The following is a 24471-nucleotide window of genomic DNA, read 5'->3' as shown; positions in this document are numbered from 1 at the left end:
ATGTTATTTAACAGTTGGCTCTTCTATAAATTGAACGATTTCGTTCACCGTATCTACGTACAATCTATGTTCAACTTGCTGAATTTTCTTTTGTAAACTCTCTCTCGTATCCGTTTCAGAAACTGTTACTGCTTCTTGTGCGATAATTGGTCCTGTATCCATCCCTGCATCTACATAATGAATTGTCACACCAGTTACTTTCACACCCGCTTCTAATGCTTGACCAACAGCATCTTTCCCTGGAAAACTCGGTAATAATGATGGATGAATGTTAATGATTTTCCCACCATAGGCTTCTAATAATGTTGACCCGATAAGACGCATATATCCTGCCAAAATAACACAATCAATCTCGTATTCTCGCAGTTTTTTTAATATCTCATTTTCAAATGCTTCTTTTGATTCATATTCTTTCGCTGAAAAAGCAAAGCATGGAACATGATGATAATGCGCTCGTCCGATAACACGTGCCTCAGGTTGATCACATACTAGCAAACTAATTTCAGCATGTAATCTTTTTTCTTCCACTGCATTAATTAGTGCTTGGAAGTTAGAGCCGCTTCCAGAGGCAAAGACTGCCAATCTACTCATAGTTCTGCGCCTCCATTAAAAGTAACACCTGATCCTTTTACAGTACGTCCAATAATATGTGCTTTTTCTCCTTGTTCTGCAAGAAGTTGAACAACAGCTTTTGCATCTTCTTCTTTTACTGCAACTACCATACCAATACCCATGTTAAAAATATTGAACATTTCTTTTTCTTCTAATTTTCCAACCTCTTGAAGCAAGCTAAAAATCGGTTGAATTTGCCAAGAACCTAGTTCAATTTCTGCACCGATTCCTTCCGGCAACATACGTGGAATATTTTCAATAAAGCCGCCACCTGTAATATGTGCCATGCCATACACTTCATACTTTTTCAATAGTTCTAAAATAGGTTTGACATAAATTTTCGTTGGTTTTAATAGTTCTTCACCAAGAGGTAGTTCTAAGCGACCCTGTATACGATCTAAAGATAGCTGTCCGTCTTCCAATAACACTTTTCGTACTAAAGAATACCCGTTACTATGAATACCACTAGATGCTAAACCAATTAATACATGACCAGCTTCAATAGACTGACCTGTTACAATTTTCTTTTTATCAACAATTCCAACAGTAAAACCAGCTAAGTCATACTCTTCAGTGGAATACATACCTGGCATCTCAGCTGTCTCTCCACCAATTAATGCACAACCCGCTTGGCGACAACCTTCTGATATACCTTTGACGATGTTTTCAATTTTACTAGGTTCTGCTTTACCGCAAGCAATGTAATCAAGGAAGAAAAGCGGTTCTGCCCCTTGGACAATAATATCATTTACACACATCGCTACTGCATCAATACCAATTGTGTCATGTTTATCCATCATAAAAGCGAGCATTAATTTTGTACCCACGCCGTCTGTTCCAGATACTAATACCGGTTCTTCTAATGCAAATTTTGATAGATCAAACATACCTCCAAAACCGCCAAGACCGCCTAGTACTTCTTTTCTCATTGTTGTTTGTACGTGTTTTTTCATGCGAGATACCGCTTCATATCCAGCTTCAATATCTACTCCTGCTTGCTTATATGCATTCGCCATCGTTTTTTACACCTCGTCTTTTAATTTCTCCCACCCAAGCGGGCACTCTCTTTATAGAGTATGTTTTAGGAAAAAGCCAGCTTCTACTTAAAATGAAGTAGAAGCTTCTCGCCTTTTTATTTCATACTTTCTAAAAGCTCTTGCTCATAATCATAAAGAGCTGTTGGATAATCTCCATTAAAGTAAGCCATACATAAGCCGCCGTATTTCCCTTCATATGGACGTCCAATTGCATCTACTAAGCCATCTTCACTTAAAAATGTTAAAGAATCTGCACCGATGATTTGACGTATTTCTTCTACAGAGTTATTTGCTGCAATTAATTCTTTTCTCGTTTGAATATCAATTCCATAGAAACATGGATACTTAAGTGGCGGAGAAGCAATTCTCACATGTACTTCTGTCGCTCCTGCCTCACGAAGCATGCGCACAATACGTTTACTTGTTGTTCCTCGTACAATGGAATCGTCAATCATTACAACACGCTTTCCTTCAACCACGCCTCGTACTGCTGAAAGCTTCATTTTTACCCCTTGCTCACGCAATTCTTGAGAAGGTTGGATAAAGGTACGACCAACGTAACGATTTTTAATTAATCCTAATTCGTATGGAATTCCTGTTGCTTCTGCATAACCGATCGCTGCCGAAATACTAGAGTCTGGAACACCTGTTACAACATCTGCTTCAATTGGAGCTTCCATCGCTAAACGTTTTCCCATATTTTTACGTGCTGCATGAACGTTAATGCCAGCAATATTAGAATCTGGACGAGCAAAGTAAATGTATTCCATACTACAAATTGCATGATCTACTTCGTTTGTAAAACGATCTACTTGAATACCCTCGTCATTAATGATAAGTAGTTCTCCAGGTTCTACATCACGAATGTATGTTGCACCAACTACATCAAAAGCACATGTTTCAGATGCTACGACATACGCATCCCCCATTTTCCCAATTGAAAGTGGTCGGAATCCATTCGGATCTAGTGCAACAATCATTTCGTTTCCTGTTAGTAAAAGATACGCAAATGCGCCTTTTACTTTGTTCAATGCATCTTTTACGCTCTCGATTAGTGAACCTTTTGTATTACGTTTAATTAAATGAAGCAGTACTTCTGTATCTGAACTTGTTTGAAAAATACTTCCTTCTGCCTCTAATTCACGGCGAAGCATTTTTGCGTTAATTAAATTTCCGTTGTGAGCTAACGCCATACTATGATCAGAGAAACGGAATAGTAATGGTTGCACATTTGCTACTTCACTTCCGCCTGCTGTCGCATAGCGCACGTGTCCAATTGCTGATTTTCCATTTAAGCCTTCTAGCTCACCTCTTGAAAACACTTCTGATACTAAACCTAACCCCTTATGGCCAACAATTTTCTCCCCGTTATTGACAACAATGCCCGCGCCTTCTTGCCCACGATGCTGCAAACTATGCAATCCGTAGTACGTAACTTGTGCTGCATTTTCATGCCCCCAAATTCCGAAAACGCCACATTCTTCATTTAACCCCTTTATTTCAGCAAGCATGGGATTGCCCCTTTCCAAGCCTTTCTCATTTCATCAACATTTGCTATAAGTAATACTTCATTTTCTTCATTATGAATTGTTACTTCATTTGTATTTGTGACTTCTCCAACTTGAATTGCTTCTACTGATTTCTCAAACGCTTCTTGTTGTTCACGTTTTACTGTTACGACAAAGCGTGATTGTGATTCCGAGAATAATGCCGCTGTTGCTTCCCCATCTAATTTCACAGTAGCACCTAAGTGTTTCGCACCAATTGCACTTTCAGCAATCGCAACTGCTAATCCTCCTTCTGCAACGTCATGTGCAGATTGAACAAGTCCCGCTTGAATAGCTTCTAGTAATTGTTTTTGGCGTTTTAATTCTACTTCTAAATCGATGCTTGGTGATTGACCAAAGATTTTACCGTATACCATCTTTTGCAATTCACTTCCACCAAACTCAGCTTTCGTTTCACCAATTACATAAATAAGATCGCCAGCTTGCTTAAACTCTTGTGTTGTTACATGTTTTAAGTCATGAACAAGACCTACCATACCAACAGTCGGTGTTGGATATACAGCTTCACCGCTACGTTCATTGTACATTGATACGTTTCCGCCGATAACTGGAGTTTGTAATGTGCGACAAGCTTCACTCATACCATCTACTGACTTCTCAATTTGCCAGAAAATCTCTGGTTTTTCTGGGTTACCAAAGTTCAAGCAATCTGTAATTGCAAGTGGTTCCCCACCAGAACATACGATATTACGTGCAGCTTCTGCTACTGCAATTTTACCGCCCATTTCAGGATCTAAGTAAATGTAGCGAGAGTTACAGTCTGTTGTCATTGCTAATGCTTTCTCTGTACCACGTACACGTACAACTGCCGCATCTGATCCTGGTGTAACAACTGTGCTTGTGCGCACTTGATAATCGTACTGATCATATACCCACTCTTTACTTGCAATCGTTGGTTGTTGTAATAGAGCTAGTAATGTCTCTTTATAGTTATCTACTTTTGGTGTTTCCATCTTCATTTCTTGGAACTCTTTAAAGTACGCTGCTTCTTTTGAAGGCTTATGATAAATTGGTGCTTCTTCTGCTAATGCATCTGCTGGAACTTCCGCTACCATTTCACCTTTATGGAATAATCGAAGCATTTTATCTTCAGTTACTTTCCCCATCGTAACTGCCGCAAGTCCGTACTTTTCAAATAAATCTACAATTTCTTGTTCTCTACCTTTTTTCACCACAATCAACATACGTTCTTGTGATTCAGATAACATCATTTCATATGGTGTCATACCTGTTTCACGTTGTGGTACATCGTCTAAGTACATTTCAATACCCATTCCTGCTTTACTTGCCATTTCTGCAGAAGATGATGTTAAACCGGCAGCTCCCATATCTTGAATTCCGACAAGAGCATCAGATTGGATCAGCTCTAGGCATGCTTCAATAAGAAGTTTCTCCATAAATGGATCGCCTACTTGTACTGCTGGACGTTTTGCTTCTGAACTCTCAGATAGTTCTTCCGATGCGAAAGTTGCACCGTGAATACCGTCGCGTCCTGTTGAAGCACCTACGTACATAACCGTATTACCAGCACCGTGCGCTTGCCCTTTTTTAATATCTTCATGATTAATTAAACCAACGCACATTGCATTTACAAGCGGGTTGCCTTCATAACATGGATCAAACTGTACTTCTCCACCCACAGTTGGAATACCGATGCAGTTACCGTATCCTGCAATCCCTGCAACTACTTCTTCAAATAAATATTTTACGCGTGGTGATTGTAGTTCACCGAAGCGAAGTGAGTTTAATAATGCTACTGGACGTGCTCCCATAGAGAATACATCGCGAATAATACCACCAACACCCGTTGCCGCGCCTTGATATGGCTCAATTGCTGAAGGGTGATTATGACTTTCCATTTTAAATACAACCGCTTGGTTATCACCGATATCTACAATCCCTGCACCTTCTCCAGGTCCTTGTAGTACACGCTCTCCTGTTGTTGGAAACTTACGAAGAACTGGTTTTGAGTTTTTATAACTACAGTGCTCTGACCACATAACAGAGAAAAGCCCTGTTTCTGTGTAGTTCGGCAAACGACCTAAAATCTTTTCAACCATGGCAAACTCTTCGTCTGTTAGCCCCATTTCCGCATATATACGTTCTTCTTTAATTTGTGTTGGATTTGGTTCAAGCATTAACGACATATGTTTCCCTCCAATGTTTCAAAATAGATTGAAAGACTTTTAAACCTTCAGCGCCGCCAAGCAATTCACTCACAGCACGCTCTGGATGTGGCATCATGCCAAGTACATTTCCTTTTTCATTTACAATACCTGCAATATCTGAAACACTTCCGTTTGGATTGTCTACATAACGGAATGCAATTTGGTTCTTTTCTTCTAATTCTTTAAGAGTTGCTTCATCGCAGTAGTAATTTCCTTCGCCATGTGCGATTGGAATATCGATTACTTCACCCTGTTTATATTGCGACGTAAACATTGTTTCATTATTTTCCACACGTAACTGAACTGTACGACACATAAACTTCAAGTTTTCATTTCGCATTAATGCACCTGGTAGTAATCCTGATTCAACTAAAATTTGGAATCCATTACATACACCTAAAATCGGCTTTCCTTGCTCAGCAGCTTTTTGCACTGCCTTCATTGCATTTGCAAAGCGAGAAATGGCACCGCAGCGAAGATAATCACCGTAAGAGAATCCACCTGGTAAAAGAATTGCATCATACTCATCTAAATTCTCTGCATCATGCCAAACGTAGTCTACCTCTTCACCAAGCTCATCCTTAATTGCATGAAACATATCAACATCACAGTTCGAACCTGGAAAAACGATTACGGCAAATTTCACTGTGCGACAACCTCCTCAACTTCGTAACGGAAATCTTCCATTACAACGTTCGCTAATAGTTTTTCACACATTTCTTTTACCTTGCTATCCAGATCAGTTACTGATTTATCGATTGTTAACTCCATATATTTACCAATGCGGACATCTTGTACTTCTGTAAAGGAAAGACTGTGAAGAGCACCTTTTACTGCTGTTCCTTGTGGATCTAATACGCTCTCTCTTAATGTTACATATACCTTAACTTTATACATGTGAAGCTCCCCCTAAACGTTTTAAAATTTCTTCATATGCCTCTGTTAAATTGCCTAAATCACGGCGGAATACATCTTTATCAAATTTCTCATTGCTCTCTTCATCCCATAAACGGCAAGTATCTGGTGAAATTTCATCTGCTAATACGATTTCGCCTTCTTCTGTTACACCAAACTCTAATTTAAAATCTACTAATCTTACACGACAGCTTGCGAAGTGCTCAATCAATACTTGATTGATTTGTAGAGCTTTTTCTCTTAATGTACTTACTTGCTCTGGCGTTGCAACGTTTAATACGCGAATATGATCTTCTGTTACAAGCGGATCTCCTAAATCATCATCTTTGTAGTAAAATTCTACGATTGGTGCTGCAAGTACAGTTCCTTCTTCCATTCCTAATCGTTTTGAAAGACTTCCTGCAATTACGTTTCTTGTGACAACCTCTAATGGAATAATACTTACTTTTTTCACAAGTTGTTCTGTATCTGACAGCTTCTCAACAAAATGTGTTTTAATTCCCACTTCTTGTAACTTTCTGAATAAAAGAGTTGTAATCTCATTGTTCAGACGACCTTTTCCTGTAATTGTCGCTTTTTTCTCCCCATTGAAAGCAGTAGCACTATCTTTGTACTCTACCCAAACCATATCTGCTGCTTCTGTACGATAAATTCTTTTTGCCTTACCTTCATACAGCAATTCTAGCTTTTGCATTTCGCAAGCCCCCTGTAGTTTGAAAAATATGAATAATTTTTTTATAAAGAATGGCACAGAATGACTCTATTCTGTGCCATATAAAATTATCAGTTTAATCCAAGACGTTCAAAGATTGTATCAACGTGTTGTAAGTGATGCTCGTAGTTAAAGCATTCGTTGATTTCTTCTTGTGTTAATTTGCTTGTAATACGCTCATCTGCTTCTACACGCTCCTTAAATTGTACTTGTGTCTCCCAAGCTTCCATCGCTTTAGGCTGTACGATATCGTAAGCTTCTTCACGTACCATACCTTTGTCGATTAGCGTAAGCATTACGCGTTGAGAGTAAATTAAACCGTATGTTCTTTGCATATTGCGCTTCATGTTCTCCGGGAATACCGTTAAGTTTTTCACGATATTTCCAAAGCGATTTAACATGTAGTTTAATGCGATTGTTGCATCTGGTAAGATAATACGTTCTGCAGAAGAATGTGAAATATCACGTTCATGCCATAATGGAACATTCTCGTAAGATGTCATCATATAACCACGGATAACACGAGCTAAACCAGTCATATTTTCAGAACCGATTGGATTTCGTTTATGTGGCATTGCAGAAGAACCTTTTTGTCCTTTCGCAAATGACTCTTCCACTTCACGTGTTTCACTCTTTTGTAAACCACGAATTTCGACTGCCATTTTCTCAATAGATGTTGCGATTAATGCAAGTGTTGACATGTAATGTGCATGACGATCACGTTGCAATGTTTGTGTTGAAATCGGAGCTGCTTCTAACCCTAAGTTTTCACAAACATATTTTTCTACGAATGGATTAATGTTCGCGTATGTACCAACTGCACCAGACAATTTACCAACGCGAACTGTATCAGCTGCTTGTTTGAAACGTTCTAAGTTACGTTTCATTTCTTCATACCAAAGACCAAGTTTTAAACCAAATGTTGTTGGTTCTGCATGAACACCGTGTGTTCTTCCCATCATAATTGTGTACTTATGCTCTTTTGCTTTGTTAGCTAAAATAGTAATGAAATTTTCTAAGTCGTTTAGTAGAATTTCATTTGCTTGTTTCAAGATATAAGATAAAGCTGTATCTACTACGTCTGTAGATGTTAAACCGTAATGTACCCATTTGCGTTCTTCACCTAATGCTGGTGTTTCTGATACAGCACGAGTGAAAGCAACTACATCATGACGTGTTTCTTTTTCAATCTCATAAATACGCTCCATATCGAATGATGCATGTTCACGAATTTTTTTCACATCTTCTTTTGGGATATCACCAAGTTCGGCCCATGCTTCACATGCTAAAATCTCAACTTCTAACCACGCTTTAAATTTGTTCTCTTCCGTCCAAATCGCACCCATTTCAGGGCGTGTATAACGACTAATCATCTTTTTCCCTCCAAAAGTTGTTCTTGATGGTCCCAAATATGCAATTCTTGCGCTTTGTCTAAAGCATCTTCAACATTTTCATTTAAAATATTTACATGCCCCATTTTACGCTGCAGCTTTGCTTCTTCTTTTCCATACAAGTGTAAATAGCACCCGGTTAATCTATTCACTTGCTTTAGGACCCCTTCTATATGTTCGCCTAAAATGTTTACCATGACAACTGGTTTTAACAAATTTGTTTCTCCTAGAGGTAAATTACAGATTGCTCGAATATGTTGCCCAAATTGACTCGTTTCGCATGCATCAATTGTATAATGTCCTGAATTGTGAGGTCTTGGTGCTAATTCATTAATATAAATCTCACCATCTGCCGTAGCAAACATCTCTACCGCTAGTGTTCCCACAAGCTGCAGTTCATCCGCTAGTACCTGTGCATATTCAATTCCTTTTTGTGAAAGCTCTTCTGAAATACGAGCTGGTACGATGGATTCATGTAAGATGTTATTAACGTGAATATTTTCAGCTACTGGAAATACCTTCGTTTCACCACTTACGCTACGAGTTACAATAACTGATATTTCTTTTTCAAATGGCACCCATTTTTCAAGAATACATTCAGCTTGACTGGCAAGCTCCCTTGCTCTTACAACATCCGTCTCACTTCTTAAAACAACTTGCCCTTTTCCGTCATATCCTCCTGTTGTTGTTTTTAACACACAAGGAAAGGAAAGTTCCGTAATTGCTTCTAAAAGTTCATCTTGCTTCTTCACAAGTCTATATGGTGCTACTGGTAAACCAGCCTTTACGATTGCATTCTTTTCTGTAAAACGATTTTGCGTTTTGTTTAATAACTGACTGCCTTGTGGTAAATACGCATGTTTTTCAAGCCATTGTAAACATCTATAATCAATATTCTCAAATTCATATGTGACAACATCGCTTATTTCCGCTAAATGCTGAATCGCTTTCAAATCATCATAAGATGCAACAATTTCAATATCAGCAACTTGTGCACATGGTGAATGTTTTGCCGGATCTAGTACAGCAATTTTATAACCCATTTCCTTCGCTGCTAACGCCATCATTCTTCCAAGCTGGCCACCGCCAATAATGCCAATTGTTTTTCCCGGTAAAATGATTCTTGTCATACCAACTCACTACCTTCACGCACATTTTTCTCAATTGCTTCTCGTCTCAGTTCTAATGCATCATGTATGTCATCATGAAATGATCCAAGTATTTGTGCAGCAAGTAGTCCTGCGTTTGTTGAACCAGCCTTACCAATCGCAACAGTCGCAACTGGAACTCCTCCTGGCATTTGAACGATAGACAGTAAAGAATCTAAACCATTTAACGCTTTTGATTGAACAGGAACACCGATTACAGGAAGATTTGTCTTCGCTGCAACCATCCCTGGTAAATGAGCGGCTCCTCCAGCTCCAGCAATAATAACTTTTAACCCACGTTCACGAGCTGTTTCTGCATATTCAAACATATAATCTGGAGTCCGATGAGCGGATACAACTTTCTTCTCATACGGAATGTGTAATTCATCTAAAATGTCACAAGCATATTTCATTGTTCCCCAGTCTGACGTGCTTCCCATTATGATTCCAACTAGTGATTTCATATTAGAATCCCCCCGATTCAAATAAAAAAAGCCTGAAATAGAACAGTTTCTCTTTTACTATGAGAGAAAGCGCTCTACTCAGGCATACGTATCCCTTGTGAATAGAAAAATACCGAGTGACTTTCCCCCATAGTCTAACGAATAACGGTCGTTAGGTAGAGACTTGCAGGCCATAGCCCCGCGATTATATGAGGTGCGATATAATATTGTTTCTATGGATATATTAACAACATTTCATAAGCCATGTCAACAAATAATCGAATGTTTTTTTATTAGTTATTGATATCGTTCGTGTTTTAGTTATATTCAAAAGAAGAAGTGAAAATATATGCAAGTGGGAAAGGGAATTAGGATAGGCGTATAAGATGCAATCATATGAAGATCTAGCCGTGTAGCGATAAAATACCTTAACCAGGATTTAATTGAATTTCATTTTCTAAATTTATCACAATAACAGTTATTTATTTTCAAATTCATACCATGTATAACCTTAGCATAAGAAGAAGTAATCAAATTAAGGTTCAAGTAATATCATTTTTTGTATATTTAAGTGAAGCTCATGATACTATTACTATAAGTTCACACTAATTTATAGGTGGATTAATTATGCAGAACCTTAATATATGGTCATATTTATTTTTTTTCATCGCAGTAACTGGTGCAATTATTGAATCTTCCTTTATAACATCTTACTTTTTCTACTATCATTACTTCAAACCTATACTGCTTGTAGAAATAATTAGTCCCATTATCGGAACTATTCTAGGTTCGTTCGGAAAACCTGGAAAACCAAAACAAATCGCTATTATTTTAAACAGCCTCTTCTTTGTTTTTTTTCTTTTTTAGCATTACTAAATTTATGGATTACTACATTTGGCAATGCTAAAAATGTATACAAAAAAACCTAAGTCGAAACGACTTAGGTTTTTGCTTGGCGACGTCCTACTCTCACAGGGACAAGGTCCCAACTACCATCGGCGCTAGAGAGCTTAACTTCCGTGTTCGGTATGGGAACGGGTGTGACCTCTCTGCCATCATCACCAAACTATTGAAGGCATATTCCTTCAAAACTAGATAACATTTGCTTCATATTATATGGTTAAGTCCTCGATCTATTAGTATTCGTCAGCTCCACATGTCACCATGCTTCCACCTCGAACCTATCAACCTGATCATCTTTCAGGGATCTTACTAGCTTACGCTATGGGAAATCTCATCTTGAGGGGGGCTTCATGCTTAGATGCTTTCAGCACTTATCCCTTCCGCACATAGCTACCCAGCTATGCCCTTGGCAGAACAACTGGTACACCAGCGGTGCGTCCATCCCGGTCCTCTCGTACTAAGGACAGCTCCTCTCAAATTTCCTACGCCCACGACGGATAGGGACCGAACTGTCTCACGACGTTCTGAACCCAGCTCGCGTACCGCTTTAATGGGCGAACAGCCCAACCCTTGGGACCGACTACAGCCCCAGGATGCGATGAGCCGACATCGAGGTGCCAAACCTCCCCGTCGATGTGGACTCTTGGGGGAGATAAGCCTGTTATCCCCGGGGTAGCTTTTATCCGTTGAGCGATGGCCCTTCCATGCGGAACCACCGGATCACTAAGCCCGACTTTCGTCCCTGCTCGACTTGTAGGTCTCGCAGTCAAGCTCCCTTATGCCTTTGCACTCTACGAATGATTTCCAACCATTCTGAGGGAACCTTTGGGCGCCTCCGTTACACTTTAGGAGGCGACCGCCCCAGTCAAACTGCCCACCTGACACTGTCTCCCGGGTCGATAAGACCCGTAGGTTAGAATTTCAATACAGTCAGGGCGGTATCCCACCAGCGCCTCCACCGAAGCTAGCGCTCCGGCTTCAAAGGCTCCCGCCTATCCTGTACAAACTGTACCAAAATTCAATATCAGGCTACAGTAAAGCTCCACGGGGTCTTTCCGTCCTGTCGCGGGTAACCTGCATCTTCACAGGTACTATAATTTCACCGAGTCTCTGGTTGAGACAGTGCCCAAATCGTTACACCTTTCGTGCGGGTCGGAACTTACCCGACAAGGAATTTCGCTACCTTAGGACCGTTATAGTTACGGCCGCCGTTTACTGGGGCTTCAGTTCAGAGCTTCGCTTACGCTAACCCCTCTCCTTAACCTTCCAGCACCGGGCAGGTGTCAGCCCCTATACTTCGCCTTACGGCTTCGCAGAGACCTGTGTTTTTGCTAAACAGTCGCTTGGGCCTATTCACTGCGGCTTTCCGTTAAGAAAGCACCCCTTCTCCCGAAGTTACGGGGTCATTTTGCCGAGTTCCTTAACCAGAGTTCTCTCGCACACCTTAGGATTCTCTCCTCGCCTACCTGTGTCGGTTTGCGGTACAGGCACCTTTTATCTCGCTAGAAGCTTTTCTTGGCAGCGGGGAATCAAAGACTTCGCTCCATAAGGAGCTTCCCCATCACAGCTCAGCCTTCACGATAAGCGGATTTGCCTACTTATCAGCCTAACTGCTTGGACGTGCACAACCAATCGCACGCTTCTTCTATCCTTCTGCGTCCCTCCATTGCTCAAACGATAAAGAGGTGGTACAGGAATATCAACCTGTTGTCCATCGCCTACGCCTGTCGGCCTCGGCTTAGGTCCTGACTAACCCTGAGCGGACGAGCCTTCCTCAGGAAACCTTAGGCATTCGGTGGACGGGATTCTCACCCGTCTTTCGCTACTCATACCGGCATTCTCACTTCTAAGCGCTCCACCAGTCCTTACGGTCTGACTTCACTGCCCTTAGAACGCTCCCCTACCACTGATACCATAGGTATCAATTCGCAGCTTCGGTGGTGTATTTAGCCCCGGTACATTTTCGGCGCAGAGTCACTCGACTAGTGAGCTATTACGCACTCTTTAAATGGTGGCTGCTTCTAAGCCAACATCCTAGTTGTCTAAGCAACTCCACATCCTTTTCCACTTAATACACACTTTGGGACCTTAGCTGGCGATCTGGGCTGTTTCCCTCTTGACTACGGATCTTATCACTCGCAGTCTGACTCCTAAGGATAAGTCATTGGCATTCGGAGTTTGACTGAATTCGGTAATCCGATGAGGACCCCTAGTTCAATCAGTGCTCTACCTCCAAGACTCTTACACTTAAGGCTAGCCCTAAAGCTATTTCGGGGAGAACCAGCTATCTCCAGGTTCGATTGGAATTTCTCCGCTACCCACACCTCATCCCCGCACTTTTCAACGTGCGTGGGTTCGGGCCTCCATTCAGTGTTACCTGAACTTCACCCTGGACATGGGTAGATCACCTGGTTTCGGGTCTACGACCACGTACTAAACGCCCTATTCAGACTCGCTTTCGCTACGGCTCCGCCTCTTCAGCTTAACCTCGCACGGGATCGTAACTCGCCGGTTCATTCTACAAAAGGCACGCCATCACCCATTAACGGGCTCTGACTATTTGTAGGCACACGGTTTCAGGATCTCTTTCACTCCCCTTCCGGGGTGCTTTTCACCTTTCCCTCACGGTACTGGTTCACTATCGATCACTAGGTAGTATTTAGCCTTGGGAGATGGTCCTCCCAGATTCCGACGGAATTTCACGTGTTCCGCCGTACTCAGGATACATTCAAGAGAGAACGAAGTTTCGACTACGGGGTTGTTACCCTCTGTGACGAGCCTTTCCAGGCTGCTTCGTCTACCTCGTTCCTTTGTAACTCCGTATAGAATGTCCTACAACCCCAAGAGGCAAGCCTCTTGGTTTGGGCTAGATTCCGTTTCGCTCGCCGCTACTCAGGAAATCGCATTTGCTTTCTCTTCCTCCAGGTACTTAGATGTTTCAGTTCCCTGGGTCTGTCTTCCTTACCCTATGTATTCAGGTAAGGATACCATACCATTACGTATGGTGGGTTTCCCCATTCGGAAATCTTCGGATCAAAGCTTACTTACAGCTCCCCGAAGCATATCGGCGTTAGTCCCGTCCTTCATCGACTCCTAGTGTCAAGGCATCCACCGTGCGCCCTTTCTAACTTAACCAAACTAAAATTAAAAAAATATGAGCTACACTGTTATCTAGTTTTCAAAGAACATACATTTATTTCTGAGAGATAGTTCTCTCAAAACTGAACAAAACGAAACACGGAAACTTATATTGATGAACAGCGTTCATCAATTCTCCATAGAAAGGAGGTGATCCAGCCGCACCTTCCGATACGGCTACCTTGTTACGACTTCACCCCAATCATCTGTCCCACCTTAGGCGGCTGGCTCCAAAAAGGTTACCCCACCGACTTCGGGTGTTACAAACTCTCGTGGTGTGACGGGCGGTGTGTACAAGGCCCGGGAACGTATTCACCGCGGCATGCTGATCCGCGATTACTAGCGATTCCAGCTTCATGTAGGCGAGTTGCAGCCTACAATCCGAACTGAGAACGGTTTTATGAGATTAGCTCCACCTCGCGGTCTTGCAGCTCTTTGTACCGTCCATTGTAGCACGTGTGTAGCCCAGGTCATAAGGGGCATGATGATTTGACGTCATCCCCACCTTCCTCCGGTTTGTCACCGGCAGTCACCTTAGAGTGCCCAACTTAATGATGGCAACTAAGATCAAGGGTTGCGCTCGTTGCGGGACTTAACCCAACATCTCACGACACGAGCTGACGACAACCATGCACCACCTGTCACTCTGCCCCCGAAGGGGAAGCCCTATCTCTAGGGTTGTCAGAGGATGTCAAGACCTGGTAAGGTTCTTCGCGTTGCTTCGAATTAAACCACATGCTCCACCGCTTGTGCGGGCCCCCGTCAATTCCTTTGAGTTTCAGCCTTGCGGCCGTACTCCCCAGGCGGAGTGCTTAATGCGTTAACTTCAGCACTAAAGGGCGGAAACCCTCTAACACTTAGCACTCATCGTTTACGGCGTGGACTACCAGGGTATCTAATCCTGTTTGCTCCCCACGCTTTCGCGCCTCAGTGTCAGTTACAGACCAGAAAGTCGCCTTCGCCACTGGTGTTCCTCCATATCTCTACGCATTTCACCGCTACACATGGAATTCCACTTTCCTCTTCTGCACTCAAGTCTCCCAGTTTCCAATGACCCTCCACGGTTGAGCCGTGGGCTTTCACATCAGACTTAAGAAACCACCTGCGCGCGCTTTACGCCCAATAATTCCGGATAACGCTTGCCACCTACGTATTACCGCGGCTGCTGGCACGTAGTTAGCCGTGGCTTTCTGGTTAGGTACCGTCAAGGTGCCAGCTTATTCAACTAGCACTTGTTCTTCCCTAACAACAGAGTTTTACGACCCGAAAGCCTTCATCACTCACGCGGCGTTGCTCCGTCAGACTTTCGTCCATTGCGGAAGATTCCCTACTGCTGCCTCCCGTAGGAGTCTGGGCCGTGTCTCAGTCCCAGTGTGGCCGATCACCCTCTCAGGTCGGCTACGCATCGTTGCCTTGGTGAGCCGTTACCTCACCAACTAGCTAATGCGACGCGGGTCCATCCATAAGTGACAGCCGAAGCCGCCTTTGAATTTCGCACCATGCGGTGCAAAATGTTATCCGGTATTAGCCCCGGTTTCCCGGAGTTATCCCAGTCTTATGGGCAGGTTACCCACGTGTTACTCACCCGTCCGCCGCTAACTTCATAAGAGCAAGCTCTTAATCCATTCGCTCGACTTGCATGTATTAGGCACGCCGCCAGCGTTCATCCTGAGCCAGGATCAAACTCTCCAATAAAGTTAGTTTGTCTAGCATCTAAAATAAAAATTGACGTTTCACGTTGTTTGTTTCGTTCAGTTTTCAAAGAACTTGTTTGCCGCTCATTTGCGACTCCCTTATGTTAACACTTTCATGTTTCAATGTCAACTAAGTTTTTTATTTCGTTTGTCGCGTTCTGCATTGTTGCTATCAGCGACTCGTATAATACTACACCTCTATATAATAATAGTCAATGTTTTTTTACATAAAAAGTTTTTTTCTATATATATAAGCAAATACAAATCATTAACCTTCTATTCATACTCCCTTTTTCTATTTCCCATAGACCTAACCTTTCCAAAAGAGAAGAGCTTAAAAGCACTCAATTCCTCCCTACTCCACATTATGAGCACTTACTCAATGAGCCCTATTTTCATAGAAAGCACTTCTTCCCTAGTTATCCTGTACGCTCCCCTAGATCAATTATAAAAAGGGCGTGCCATTTGATGAATCACACACCTCTTTTTATGTTCTTGCATTAATGTATTTTATACTTTCTATCTTCCTTAGTCTGTCGATCTACAGATTTCATTAGAACACGCAACTTATCTTGATCCGCCCATATAACTCCAAATAAAACTAGACATCCTCCTATTAATATCTTCCATGTTAAAGATTCATTTAATAGAATAACCGAAGCAATAATACTTATAGGTGGTAAAGCATTTAGATACAACCCACTTACTGATGCCGAAACCCTTTCTAGCGCCTTATTCCAAAACCAATAAGCTAGGATTGTTGCACAAACAACAAGGTATGTAAAACTAAGCCCTGTCTTCCATGTGTCCATCTGAGGTAGACCATAATAAAAAGTTTCGATAACTGCAAAAGGGAATAGAATCATTGCCCCTATGATTAATGTTAATGTTGTAAATACTTCATTTGATAGATTCTTTTCTTGTTTTGGCCTTTTTAATAATATTGTATAGAAAGCAAATAAAAAAGTACTTAATAAAATAAGTATATCCCCAATTAGAGACGCACTTTGATCATTATTACCAGATGGAATAGTAATACATACTACCCCTATAAAACCTAATATAATTCCAATCCAATAGTTTAACTGAATCTTTTCTTTTAAAAACAGTGCCGAGAAAATAATTGTAACTAATGGTAAAGCGGCATCAATGATACTAACATGCAATCCACTTGTTAAAGAAATCCCATACGAAGTAAACATAAAGTATCCTGCCACGCCAGTAAAAGATAATAAGCTTATCCGTTTCCACGGAACATTCCTATTAACAATACTTTTTCGTAACGGCTGAAAAGAAAACAATAAACATATCCCACCAGCAAAGCAAAGACGAAGAAACAATAAGGTGAATGGTTGAATTGACTCTAGCGCCCATTTTGTCGGAGCAATTGCTATTCCCCATAGTATAACCGCTACTAGTAACATACTTATCTCTTTCATAAATCCCCACACCCATTCAAAAAGATATATTATGTATTATATCTTTTTAGTGGTTTTCCTTGTTAAATATATTTGTAATTTCAATTAGTAATAAGCTGTAAGGAAACCACTAAACCCTTTTCATACATATTGTTTCATTAACGTCTATTTTCTCTTCCATAGTATAACTGATTTATTAAGTATTGTTTTCTGAATCGACAAGACATTTAGCAAGACTTTCAATAGTATGTAAAAACACAAAAAAGACGAGTCATTCTGACTCGTCTAAGGTTGCTTGGCGACGTCCTACTCTCACAGGGACAAGGTCCCAACTACCATCGGCGCTAGAGAGCTTAACTTCCGTGTTCGGTATGGGAACGGGTGTGACCTCTCTGCCATCATCACCAAACTATTGAAGGCATATTCCTTCAAAACTAGATAACATTTGCTTCATATTATATGGTTAAGTCCTCGATCTATTAGTATTCGTCAGCTCCACATGTCACCATGCTTCCACCTCGAACCTATCAACCTGATCATCTTTCAGGGATCTTACTAGCTTACGCTATGGGAAATCTCATCTTGAGGGGGGCTTCATGCTTAGATGCTTTCAGCACTTATCCCTTCCGCACATAGCTACCCAGCTATGCCCTTGGCAGAACAACTGGTACACCAGCGGTGCGTCCATCCCGGTCCTCTCGTACTAAGGACAGCTCCTCTCAAATTTCCTACGCCCACGACGGATAGGGACCGAACTGTCTCACGACGTTCTGAACCCAGCTCGCGTACCGCTTTAATGGGCGAACAGCCCAACCCTTGGGACCGACTACAGCCCCAGGATGCGATGAGCCGACATCGAGGTGCCAAACCTCCCCGTCGATGTGGACTCTTGGGGGAGATAAGCCTGTTATCCCCGGGGTAGCTTTTATCCGTTGAGCGATGGCCCTTCCATGCGGAACCACCGGATCACTAAGCCCGACTTTCGTCCCTGCTCGACTTGTAGGTCTCGCAGTCAAGCTCCCTTATGCCTTTGCACTCTACGAATGATTTCCAACCATTCTGAGGGAACCTTTGGGCGCCTCCGTTACACTTTAGGAGGCGACCGCCCCAGTCAAACTGCCCACCTGACACTGTCTCCCGGGTCGATAAGACCCGTAGGTTAGAATTTCAATACAGTCAGGGCGGTATCCCACCAGCGCCTCCACCGAAGCTAGCGCTCCGGCTTCAAAGGCTCCCGCCTATCCTGTACAAACTGTACCAAAATTCAATATCAGGCTACAGTAAAGCTCCACGGGGTCTTTCCGTCCTGTCGCGGGTAACCTGCATCTTCACAGGTACTATAATTTCACCGAGTCTCTGGTTGAGACAGTGCCCAAATCGTTACACCTTTCGTGCGGGTCGGAACTTACCCGACAAGGAATTTCGCTACCTTAGGACCGTTATAGTTACGGCCGCCGTTTACTGGGGCTTCAGTTCAGAGCTTCGCTTACGCTAACCCCTCTCCTTAACCTTCCAGCACCGGGCAGGTGTCAGCCCCTATACTTCGCCTTACGGCTTCGCAGAGACCTGTGTTTTTGCTAAACAGTCGCTTGGGCCTATTCACTGCGGCTTTCCGTTAAGAAAGCACCCCTTCTCCCGAAGTTACGGGGTCATTTTGCCGAGTTCCTTAACCAGAGTTCTCTCGCACACCTTAGGATTCTCTCCTCGCCTACCTGTGTCGGTTTGCGGTACAGGCACCTTTTATCTCGCTAGAAGCTTTTCTTGGCAGCGGGGAATCAAAGACTTCGCTCCATAAGGAGCTTCCCCATCACAGCTCAGCCTTCACGATAAGCGGATTTGCCTACTTATCAGCCTAACTGCTTGGACGTGCACAACCAATCGCACGCTTCTTCTATCCTTCTGCGTCCCTCCATTGCTCAAACGATAAAGAGGTGGTACAGGAATATCAACCTGTTGTCCATCGCCTACGCCTGTCGGCCTCGGCTTAGGTCCTGACTAACCCTGAGCGGACGAGCCTTCCTCAGGAAACCTTAGGCATTCGGTGGACGGGATTCTCACCCGTCTTTCGCTACTCATACCGGCATTCTCACTTCTAAGCGCTCCACCAGTCCTTACGGTCTGACTTCACTGCCCTTAGAACGCTCCCCTACCACTGATACCATAGGTATCAATTCGCAGCTTCGGTGGTGTATTTAGCCCCGGTACATTTTCGGCGCAGAGTCACTCGACTAGTGAGCTATTACGCACTCTTTAAATGGTGGCTGCTTCTAAGCCAACATCCTAGTTGTCTAAGCAACTCCACATCCTTTTCCACTTAATACACACTTTGGGACCTTAGCTGGCGATCTGGGCTGTTTCCCTCTTGACTACGGATCTTATCACTCGCAGTCTGACTCCTAAGGATAAGTCATTGGCATTCGGAGTTTGACTGAATTCGGTAATCCGATGAGGACCCCTAGTTCAATCAGTGCTCTACCTCCAAGACTCTTACACTTAAGGCTAGCCCTAAAGCTATTTCGGGGAGAACCAGCTATCTCCAGGTTCGATTGGAATTTCTCCGCTACCCACACCTCATCCCCGCACTTTTCAACGTGCGTGGGTTCGGGCCTCCATTCAGTGTTACCTGAACTTCACCCTGGACATGGGTAGATCACCTGGTTTCGGGTCTACGACCACGTACTAAACGCCCTATTCAGACTCGCTTTCGCTACGGCTCCGCCTCTTCAGCTTAACCTCGCACGGGATCGTAACTCGCCGGTTCATTCTACAAAAGGCACGCCATCACCCATTAACGGGCTCTGACTATTTGTAGGCACACGGTTTCAGGATCTCTTTCACTCCCCTTCCGGGGTGCTTTTCACCTTTCCCTCACGGTACTGGTTCACTATCGATCACTAGGTAGTATTTAGCCTTGGGAGATGGTCCTCCCAGATTCCGACGGAATTTCACGTGTTCCGCCGTACTCAGGATACATTCAAGAGAGAACGAAGTTTCGACTACGGGGTTGTTACCCTCTGTGACGAGCCTTTCCAGGCTGCTTCGTCTACCTCGTTCCTTTGTAACTCCGTATAGAATGTCCTACAACCCCAAGAGGCAAGCCTCTTGGTTTGGGCTAGATTCCGTTTCGCTCGCCGCTACTCAGGAAATCGCATTTGCTTTCTCTTCCTCCAGGTACTTAGATGTTTCAGTTCCCTGGGTCTGTCTTCCTTACCCTATGTATTCAGGTAAGGATACCATACCATTACGTATGGTGGGTTTCCCCATTCGGAAATCTTCGGATCAAAGCTTACTTACAGCTCCCCGAAGCATATCGGCGTTAGTCCCGTCCTTCATCGACTCCTAGTGTCAAGGCATCCACCGTGCGCCCTTTCTAACTTAACCAAACTAAAATTAAAAAAATATGAGCTACACTGTTATCTAGTTTTCAAAGAACATACATTTATTTCTGAGAGATAGTTCTCTCAAAACTGAACAAAACGAAACACGGAAACTTATATTGATGAACAGCGTTCATCAATTCTCCATAGAAAGGAGGTGATCCAGCCGCACCTTCCGATACGGCTACCTTGTTACGACTTCACCCCAATCATCTGTCCCACCTTAGGCGGCTGGCTCCAAAAAGGTTACCCCACCGACTTCGGGTGTTACAAACTCTCGTGGTGTGACGGGCGGTGTGTACAAGGCCCGGGAACGTATTCACCGCGGCATGCTGATCCGCGATTACTAGCGATTCCAGCTTCATGTAGGCGAGTTGCAGCCTACAATCCGAACTGAGAACGGTTTTATGAGATTAGCTCCACCTCGCGGTCTTGCAGCTCTTTGTACCGTCCATTGTAGCACGTGTGTAGCCCAGGTCATAAGGGGCATGATGATTTGACGTCATCCCCACCTTCCTCCGGTTTGTCACCGGCAGTCACCTTAGAGTGCCCAACTTAATGATGGCAACTAAGATCAAGGGTTGCGCTCGTTGCGGGACTTAACCCAACATCTCACGACACGAGCTGACGACAACCATGCACCACCTGTCACTCTGCCCCCGAAGGGGAAGCCCTATCTCTAGGGTTGTCAGAGGATGTCAAGACCTGGTAAGGTTCTTCGCGTTGCTTCGAATTAAACCACATGCTCCACCGCTTGTGCGGGCCCCCGTCAATTCCTTTGAGTTTCAGCCTTGCGGCCGTACTCCCCAGGCGGAGTGCTTAATGCGTTAACTTCAGCACTAAAGGGCGGAAACCCTCTAACACTTAGCACTCATCGTTTACGGCGTGGACTACCAGGGTATCTAATCCTGTTTGCTCCCCACGCTTTCGCGCCTCAGTGTCAGTTACAGACCAGAAAGTCGCCTTCGCCACTGGTGTTCCTCCATATCTCTACGCATTTCACCGCTACACATGGAATTCCACTTTCCTCTTCTGCACTCAAGTCTCCCAGTTTCCAATGACCCTCCACGGTTGAGCCGTGGGCTTTCACATCAGACTTAAGAAACCACCTGCGCGCGCTTTACGCCCAATAATTCCGGATAACGCTTGCCACCTACGTATTACCGCGGCTGCTGGCACGTAGTTAGCCGTGGCTTTCTGGTTAGGTACCGTCAAGGTGCCAGCTTATTCAACTAGCACTTGTTCTTCCCTAACAACAGAGTTTTACGACCCGAAAGCCTTCATCACTCACGCGGCGTTGCTCCGTCAGACTTTCGTCCATTGCGGAAGATTCCCTACTGCTGCCTCCCGTAGGAGTCTGGGCCGTGTCTCAGTCCCAGTGTGGCCGATCACCCTCTCAGGTCGGCTACGCATCGTTGCCTTGGTGAGCCGTTACCTCACCAACTAGCTAATGCGACGCGGGTCCATCCATAAGTGACAGCCGAAGCCGCCTTTGAATTTCGCACCATGCGGTGCAAAATGTTATCCGGTATTAGCCCCGGTTTCCCGGAGTTATCCCAGTCTTATGGGCAGGTTACCCACGTGTTACTCACCCGTCCGCCGCTAACTTCATAAGAGCAAGCTCTTAATCCATTCGCTCGACTTGCATGTATTAGGCACGCCGCCAGCGTTCATCCTGAGCCAGGATCAAACTCTCCAATAAAGTTAGTTTGTCTAGCATCTAAAATAAAAATTGACGTTTCACGTTGTTTGTTTCGTTCAGTTTTCAAAGAACTTGTTTGCCGCTCATTTGCGACTTCCTTATGTTAACACTTTCATGTTTCAATGTCAACTAAGTTTTTTATTTCGTTTGTCGCGTTTTGTGTTGTTGCTATCGGCGACTCGTATAATAATACACCTCTATATAGTAATCGTCAATAGCTTTTCAAATTTTTTTTTGATAGATTTATTTCTTCTTTATGTAGCATTGATCTCCCCCCTTCTTTCCACTTAGTTTCTCCCAGCTATAAATCTTTAGTAGATTATCATACATTTGCATTTCTCTATTTGATTCTATACTTACAACCTTATTTTAACAATTCATAGTATATAATGAGATAGCTATTGTATTTTTCATTATCGAAAACAAAATACAAAACTCTATTATAAGCAGGTGAAACTATGGAAGATATCCGTGTACTTATAGCAGACGACGAAAAAGAAATACGAGATTTATTAAAAAAATATCTAGAACGAGAATTATATACAGTTGATATCGCTATAAATGGTGAAGAAGCTCTTCACTTATTTAATCAAAATAAATATAACCTCATCATACTAGATCTTATGATGCCTAAAGTTGATGGTATCGAAGTATGTAGAAGACTTAGGAATAAAACAAATATCCCCATATTAATGCTCACTGCTAAAGATCAAGAAGTAGATAAAATTTTAGGCTTAAGCATAGGGGCAGACGATTATATTACAAAGCCTTTTAGTATTAATGAAGTGGTTGCTAGAATAAAAGCTCTTATGAGGCGTTTTTTAGTATTAGGGAGTAACGCTAGCGTACAAGAAAAAACACTCTTAACATTCAAAGGACTAACAATTGATGTAAACAAGTACATAGTTAACGTAGATGGCAAAGAAATATCTTTAACTGGAAAAGAACTTGAACTATTAAAGTTCTTCGCCTCAAATCCTGAACAAGTTTTTACAAAGACGCAACTCTTCCGCAATGTTTGGGATAGTAATTATATAGAAGATGATAATACCGTTATGGTGCACATTCGAAAGCTTAGAAAGAAAATCGAGGCTGACCCTTCAAACCCCAAATTCATCCAAACCATCTGGGGCATCGGTTATAAATTTGTAGGTGAGAAGCATGAAGAATGATAAAGTTCTGTATCTTCTTCTATTGCAACTTTTAGCAATCACGGTACTCCTATTTATAGATATAAGTAACAATCAATTAGAAACAGGAAGATTAGCTTTATTTATTGCACTCTTCATTATGACAATCAGTCTTTTCTTTATAAGACTTCATTTCATCGAAAATCGAAAATCCATGGTTACCGGATTAAAACGTGCTATCAAGGGAAATACACATGCAAGACTCTATACAAATAACGATCATTCATTGGATGAAGTAATCTTTTCTACAAATGAATTAATAACCGCGCTAGAAAAAGTACAAATTGAAGCTGTAAAATCTCATGAATCTAGAAAACAGCTCCTATCTAGTATTTCGCATGATATCCGGACACCCCTTACTTCTATTATTGGCTATGTTGATGCTTTAAAAGATGATATTGCTACTTCAGAAGAAGAGAAACGAGAATATCTTGAAATTATTTCAAAGAAATCAGGCAACTTAAAACAATTAGTTGATGAAATATTTAATATGGCCAAGCTAGATGCAGATGAATTTCCATTGAAGGAAGAGCCTCTCAATTTTGCTGAAATTGCTAGAGAATCTTTAATTGAATTTTTACCTGAACTAACAAAACATGATTTAGAGTTACAAGTTAGCATCCCAGAAACACCTTGTCCCGTTACAGCAGATTATCTTAGCCTTATACGAGTTATAGGTAACCTCATGAAAAATGCTATATATTACGGAAAATCCGGAAAGATAATAGGAATAAAACTCTTAGAGACCACTAATGAATATCAGCTGCTTATTTGGGATAAAGGACCTGGAATTTCAAAACATGATTTAAATAATGTATTTGAGAGAATGTACCGAAGTGAACAATCAAGGAACCATTCTCATGGCGGGAGTGGTCTAGGACTCGCTATCGCTAAAGCTCTCGTAGAAAAAAACGGCGGGAAAATATGGGTAGAAAGTATTCCGTGGGAAAGAACCACATTTGGATTTTCTATCCCAAAACAAACCATTTTTAAGAAACAGTTAAGAAATGATTAAGTAGCAGTTAAATCCTCCTTTATATCATGTAATTAAGAGC

General features: G+C 42.5%; 13 protein-coding genes, 6 rRNA genes, 1 pseudogene and 1 riboswitch. Of the genes and pseudogenes, 3 read left to right on the top strand and 17 right to left on the bottom strand.

All coding sequences use genetic code 11. The features are described from left to right. Window positions 1-3: 3 nt before the first annotated feature. The 10 genes from purN to purE form a co-directional block, all read right to left on the bottom strand. Window positions 4-591, bottom strand: coding sequence for a phosphoribosylglycinamide formyltransferase (purN, locus tag NSQ40_RS01615; RefSeq protein WP_033795841.1), 588 nt, complete (start codon window positions 589-591; stop codon window positions 4-6). Continuing rightward, window positions 588-1628: a phosphoribosylformylglycinamidine cyclo-ligase gene (purM, locus tag NSQ40_RS01610; RefSeq protein ID WP_003194596.1), complete on the bottom strand. Its 1041-nt coding sequence runs from the start codon at window positions 1626-1628 to the stop codon at window positions 588-590. The genes purN and purM overlap by 4 nt, the downstream gene beginning before the upstream one ends. A gap of 116 nt (window positions 1629-1744) precedes the next feature. After that, window positions 1745-3160 (bottom strand): amidophosphoribosyltransferase, encoded by a 1416-nt coding sequence (gene purF / locus NSQ40_RS01605; protein ID WP_018766468.1) that lies wholly within the window; start codon window positions 3158-3160, stop codon window positions 1745-1747. Then, window positions 3145-5364 (bottom strand): phosphoribosylformylglycinamidine synthase II, encoded by a 2220-nt coding sequence (purL, locus tag NSQ40_RS01600; protein WP_018766467.1) that lies wholly within the window; start codon window positions 5362-5364, stop codon window positions 3145-3147. Before purL ends, purF begins: the two co-directional genes overlap by 16 nt. Beyond that, window positions 5348-6031 (bottom strand): phosphoribosylformylglycinamidine synthase subunit PurQ, encoded by a 684-nt coding sequence (gene purQ / locus NSQ40_RS01595; protein WP_018766466.1) that lies wholly within the window; start codon window positions 6029-6031, stop codon window positions 5348-5350. The genes purL and purQ overlap by 17 nt, the downstream gene beginning before the upstream one ends. Next, window positions 6028-6282: a phosphoribosylformylglycinamidine synthase subunit PurS gene (gene purS, locus NSQ40_RS01590; RefSeq protein WP_000278826.1), complete on the bottom strand. Its 255-nt coding sequence runs from the start codon at window positions 6280-6282 to the stop codon at window positions 6028-6030. The genes purQ and purS overlap by 4 nt, the downstream gene beginning before the upstream one ends. Further along, window positions 6275-6994 (bottom strand): phosphoribosylaminoimidazolesuccinocarboxamide synthase, encoded by a 720-nt coding sequence (gene purC, locus NSQ40_RS01585; RefSeq protein WP_003194587.1) that lies wholly within the window; start codon window positions 6992-6994, stop codon window positions 6275-6277. The genes purS and purC overlap by 8 nt, the downstream gene beginning before the upstream one ends. Window positions 6995-7083: 89 nt before the next feature. Continuing rightward, on the bottom strand, window positions 7084-8385 hold the full coding sequence (gene purB, locus NSQ40_RS01580) for an adenylosuccinate lyase (protein ID WP_341286050.1): 1302 nt from the start codon (window positions 8383-8385) through the stop codon (window positions 7084-7086). After that, window positions 8382-9533, bottom strand: coding sequence for a 5-(carboxyamino)imidazole ribonucleotide synthase (purK, locus tag NSQ40_RS01575; protein ID WP_018766463.1), 1152 nt, complete (start codon window positions 9531-9533; stop codon window positions 8382-8384). The genes purB and purK overlap by 4 nt, the downstream gene beginning before the upstream one ends. Then, entirely contained in the window at window positions 9530-10015 is a 486-nt protein-coding gene (gene purE / locus NSQ40_RS01570; RefSeq protein WP_003194581.1) for a 5-(carboxyamino)imidazole ribonucleotide mutase, read from the bottom strand. Before purE ends, purK begins: the two co-directional genes overlap by 4 nt. Before the next feature lie 110 nt (window positions 10016-10125). Beyond that, window positions 10126-10227, bottom strand: a riboswitch (purine riboswitch). A gap of 394 nt (window positions 10228-10621) precedes the next feature. Here purE and NSQ40_RS01565 point away from each other — a divergent pair. Next, window positions 10622-10923: pseudogene (locus NSQ40_RS01565) on the top strand (hypothetical protein). Window positions 10924-10944: 21 nt separating this feature from the next. Here NSQ40_RS01565 and rrf (NSQ40_RS01560) read toward each other — a convergent pair. From rrf (NSQ40_RS01560) to NSQ40_RS01530, 7 genes are all read right to left on the bottom strand, one after another. Next, window positions 10945-11060, bottom strand: a 5S ribosomal RNA gene (gene rrf / locus NSQ40_RS01560). Between the two features lie 50 nt (window positions 11061-11110). Further along, window positions 11111-14032 (bottom strand): 23S ribosomal RNA (locus NSQ40_RS01555). 146 nt (window positions 14033-14178) lie between these two features. Further along, window positions 14179-15730: ribosomal RNA gene (locus tag NSQ40_RS01550) — 16S ribosomal RNA — on the bottom strand. A 499-nt stretch (window positions 15731-16229) separates the two neighbouring features. Further along, the gene (locus NSQ40_RS01545; protein WP_170957120.1) at window positions 16230-17168 is read right to left on the bottom strand and encodes a DMT family transporter; all 939 of its coding nucleotides are present in this window, start codon (window positions 17166-17168) and stop codon (window positions 16230-16232) included. A gap of 272 nt (window positions 17169-17440) precedes the next feature. Continuing rightward, window positions 17441-17556: ribosomal RNA gene (rrf, locus tag NSQ40_RS01540) — 5S ribosomal RNA — on the bottom strand. Between the two features lie 50 nt (window positions 17557-17606). Beyond that, window positions 17607-20528: ribosomal RNA gene (locus NSQ40_RS01535) — 23S ribosomal RNA — on the bottom strand. A gap of 146 nt (window positions 20529-20674) precedes the next feature. Next, window positions 20675-22226 (bottom strand): 16S ribosomal RNA (locus tag NSQ40_RS01530). Together the 16S, 23S and 5S rRNA genes form the textbook arrangement of a ribosomal RNA operon. Window positions 22227-22684: 458 nt before the next feature. Between NSQ40_RS01530 and NSQ40_RS01525 the strand changes: the two genes are divergently transcribed. Both NSQ40_RS01525 and NSQ40_RS01520 read left to right on the top strand, forming a co-directional pair. Then, entirely contained in the window at window positions 22685-23398 is a 714-nt protein-coding gene (locus tag NSQ40_RS01525; protein WP_003205619.1) for a response regulator transcription factor, read from the top strand. Then, window positions 23388-24431 carry a sensor histidine kinase gene (locus NSQ40_RS01520; protein ID WP_018768088.1) on the top strand — a complete coding sequence of 348 codons (1044 nt, stop codon included), beginning with the start codon at window positions 23388-23390 and terminating at the stop codon, window positions 24429-24431. The genes NSQ40_RS01525 and NSQ40_RS01520 overlap by 11 nt, the downstream gene beginning before the upstream one ends. Window positions 24432-24471 lie beyond the last annotated feature (40 nt).

The sequence above is a fragment of the Bacillus sp. FSL K6-6038 genome, from assembly GCF_038050455.1.
GTDB lineage: Bacteria > Bacillota > Bacilli > Bacillales > Bacillaceae_G > Bacillus_A > Bacillus_A pseudomycoides.
Note: the sequence above shows the minus strand (reverse complement) of the source record. Positions and strands in the feature narration are given on the sequence as shown.

Excerpts from the sequence above, each read along its gene's own strand:
- purC (WP_003194587.1), bottom strand. The coding sequence starts at position 6,994 with ATGCAAAAGCTAGAATTGCTGTATGAAGGTAAGGCAAAAAGAATTTAT.
- purF (WP_018766468.1), bottom strand. The coding sequence starts at position 3,160 with ATGCTTGCTGAAATAAAGGGGTTAAATGAAGAATGTGGCGTTTTCGGA.
- NSQ40_RS01520 (WP_018768088.1), top strand. The coding sequence starts at position 23,388 with ATGAAGAATGATAAAGTTCTGTATCTTCTTCTATTGCAACTTTTAGCA.
- NSQ40_RS01525 (WP_003205619.1), top strand. The coding sequence starts at position 22,685 with ATGGAAGATATCCGTGTACTTATAGCAGACGACGAAAAAGAAATACGA.
- purN (WP_033795841.1), bottom strand. The coding sequence starts at position 591 with ATGAGTAGATTGGCAGTCTTTGCCTCTGGAAGCGGCTCTAACTTCCAA.
- purK (WP_018766463.1), bottom strand. The coding sequence starts at position 9,533 with ATGACAAGAATCATTTTACCGGGAAAAACAATTGGCATTATTGGCGGT.
- purB (WP_341286050.1), bottom strand. The coding sequence starts at position 8,385 with ATGATTAGTCGTTATACACGCCCTGAAATGGGTGCGATTTGGACGGAA.
- purE (WP_003194581.1), bottom strand. The coding sequence starts at position 10,015 with ATGAAATCACTAGTTGGAATCATAATGGGAAGCACGTCAGACTGGGGA.
- purS (WP_000278826.1), bottom strand. The coding sequence starts at position 6,282 with ATGTATAAAGTTAAGGTATATGTAACATTAAGAGAGAGCGTATTAGAT.
- NSQ40_RS01545 (WP_170957120.1), bottom strand. The coding sequence starts at position 17,168 with ATGAAAGAGATAAGTATGTTACTAGTAGCGGTTATACTATGGGGAATA.
- purL (WP_018766467.1), bottom strand. The coding sequence starts at position 5,364 with ATGTCGTTAATGCTTGAACCAAATCCAACACAAATTAAAGAAGAACGT.
- purM (WP_003194596.1), bottom strand. The coding sequence starts at position 1,628 with ATGGCGAATGCATATAAGCAAGCAGGAGTAGATATTGAAGCTGGATAT.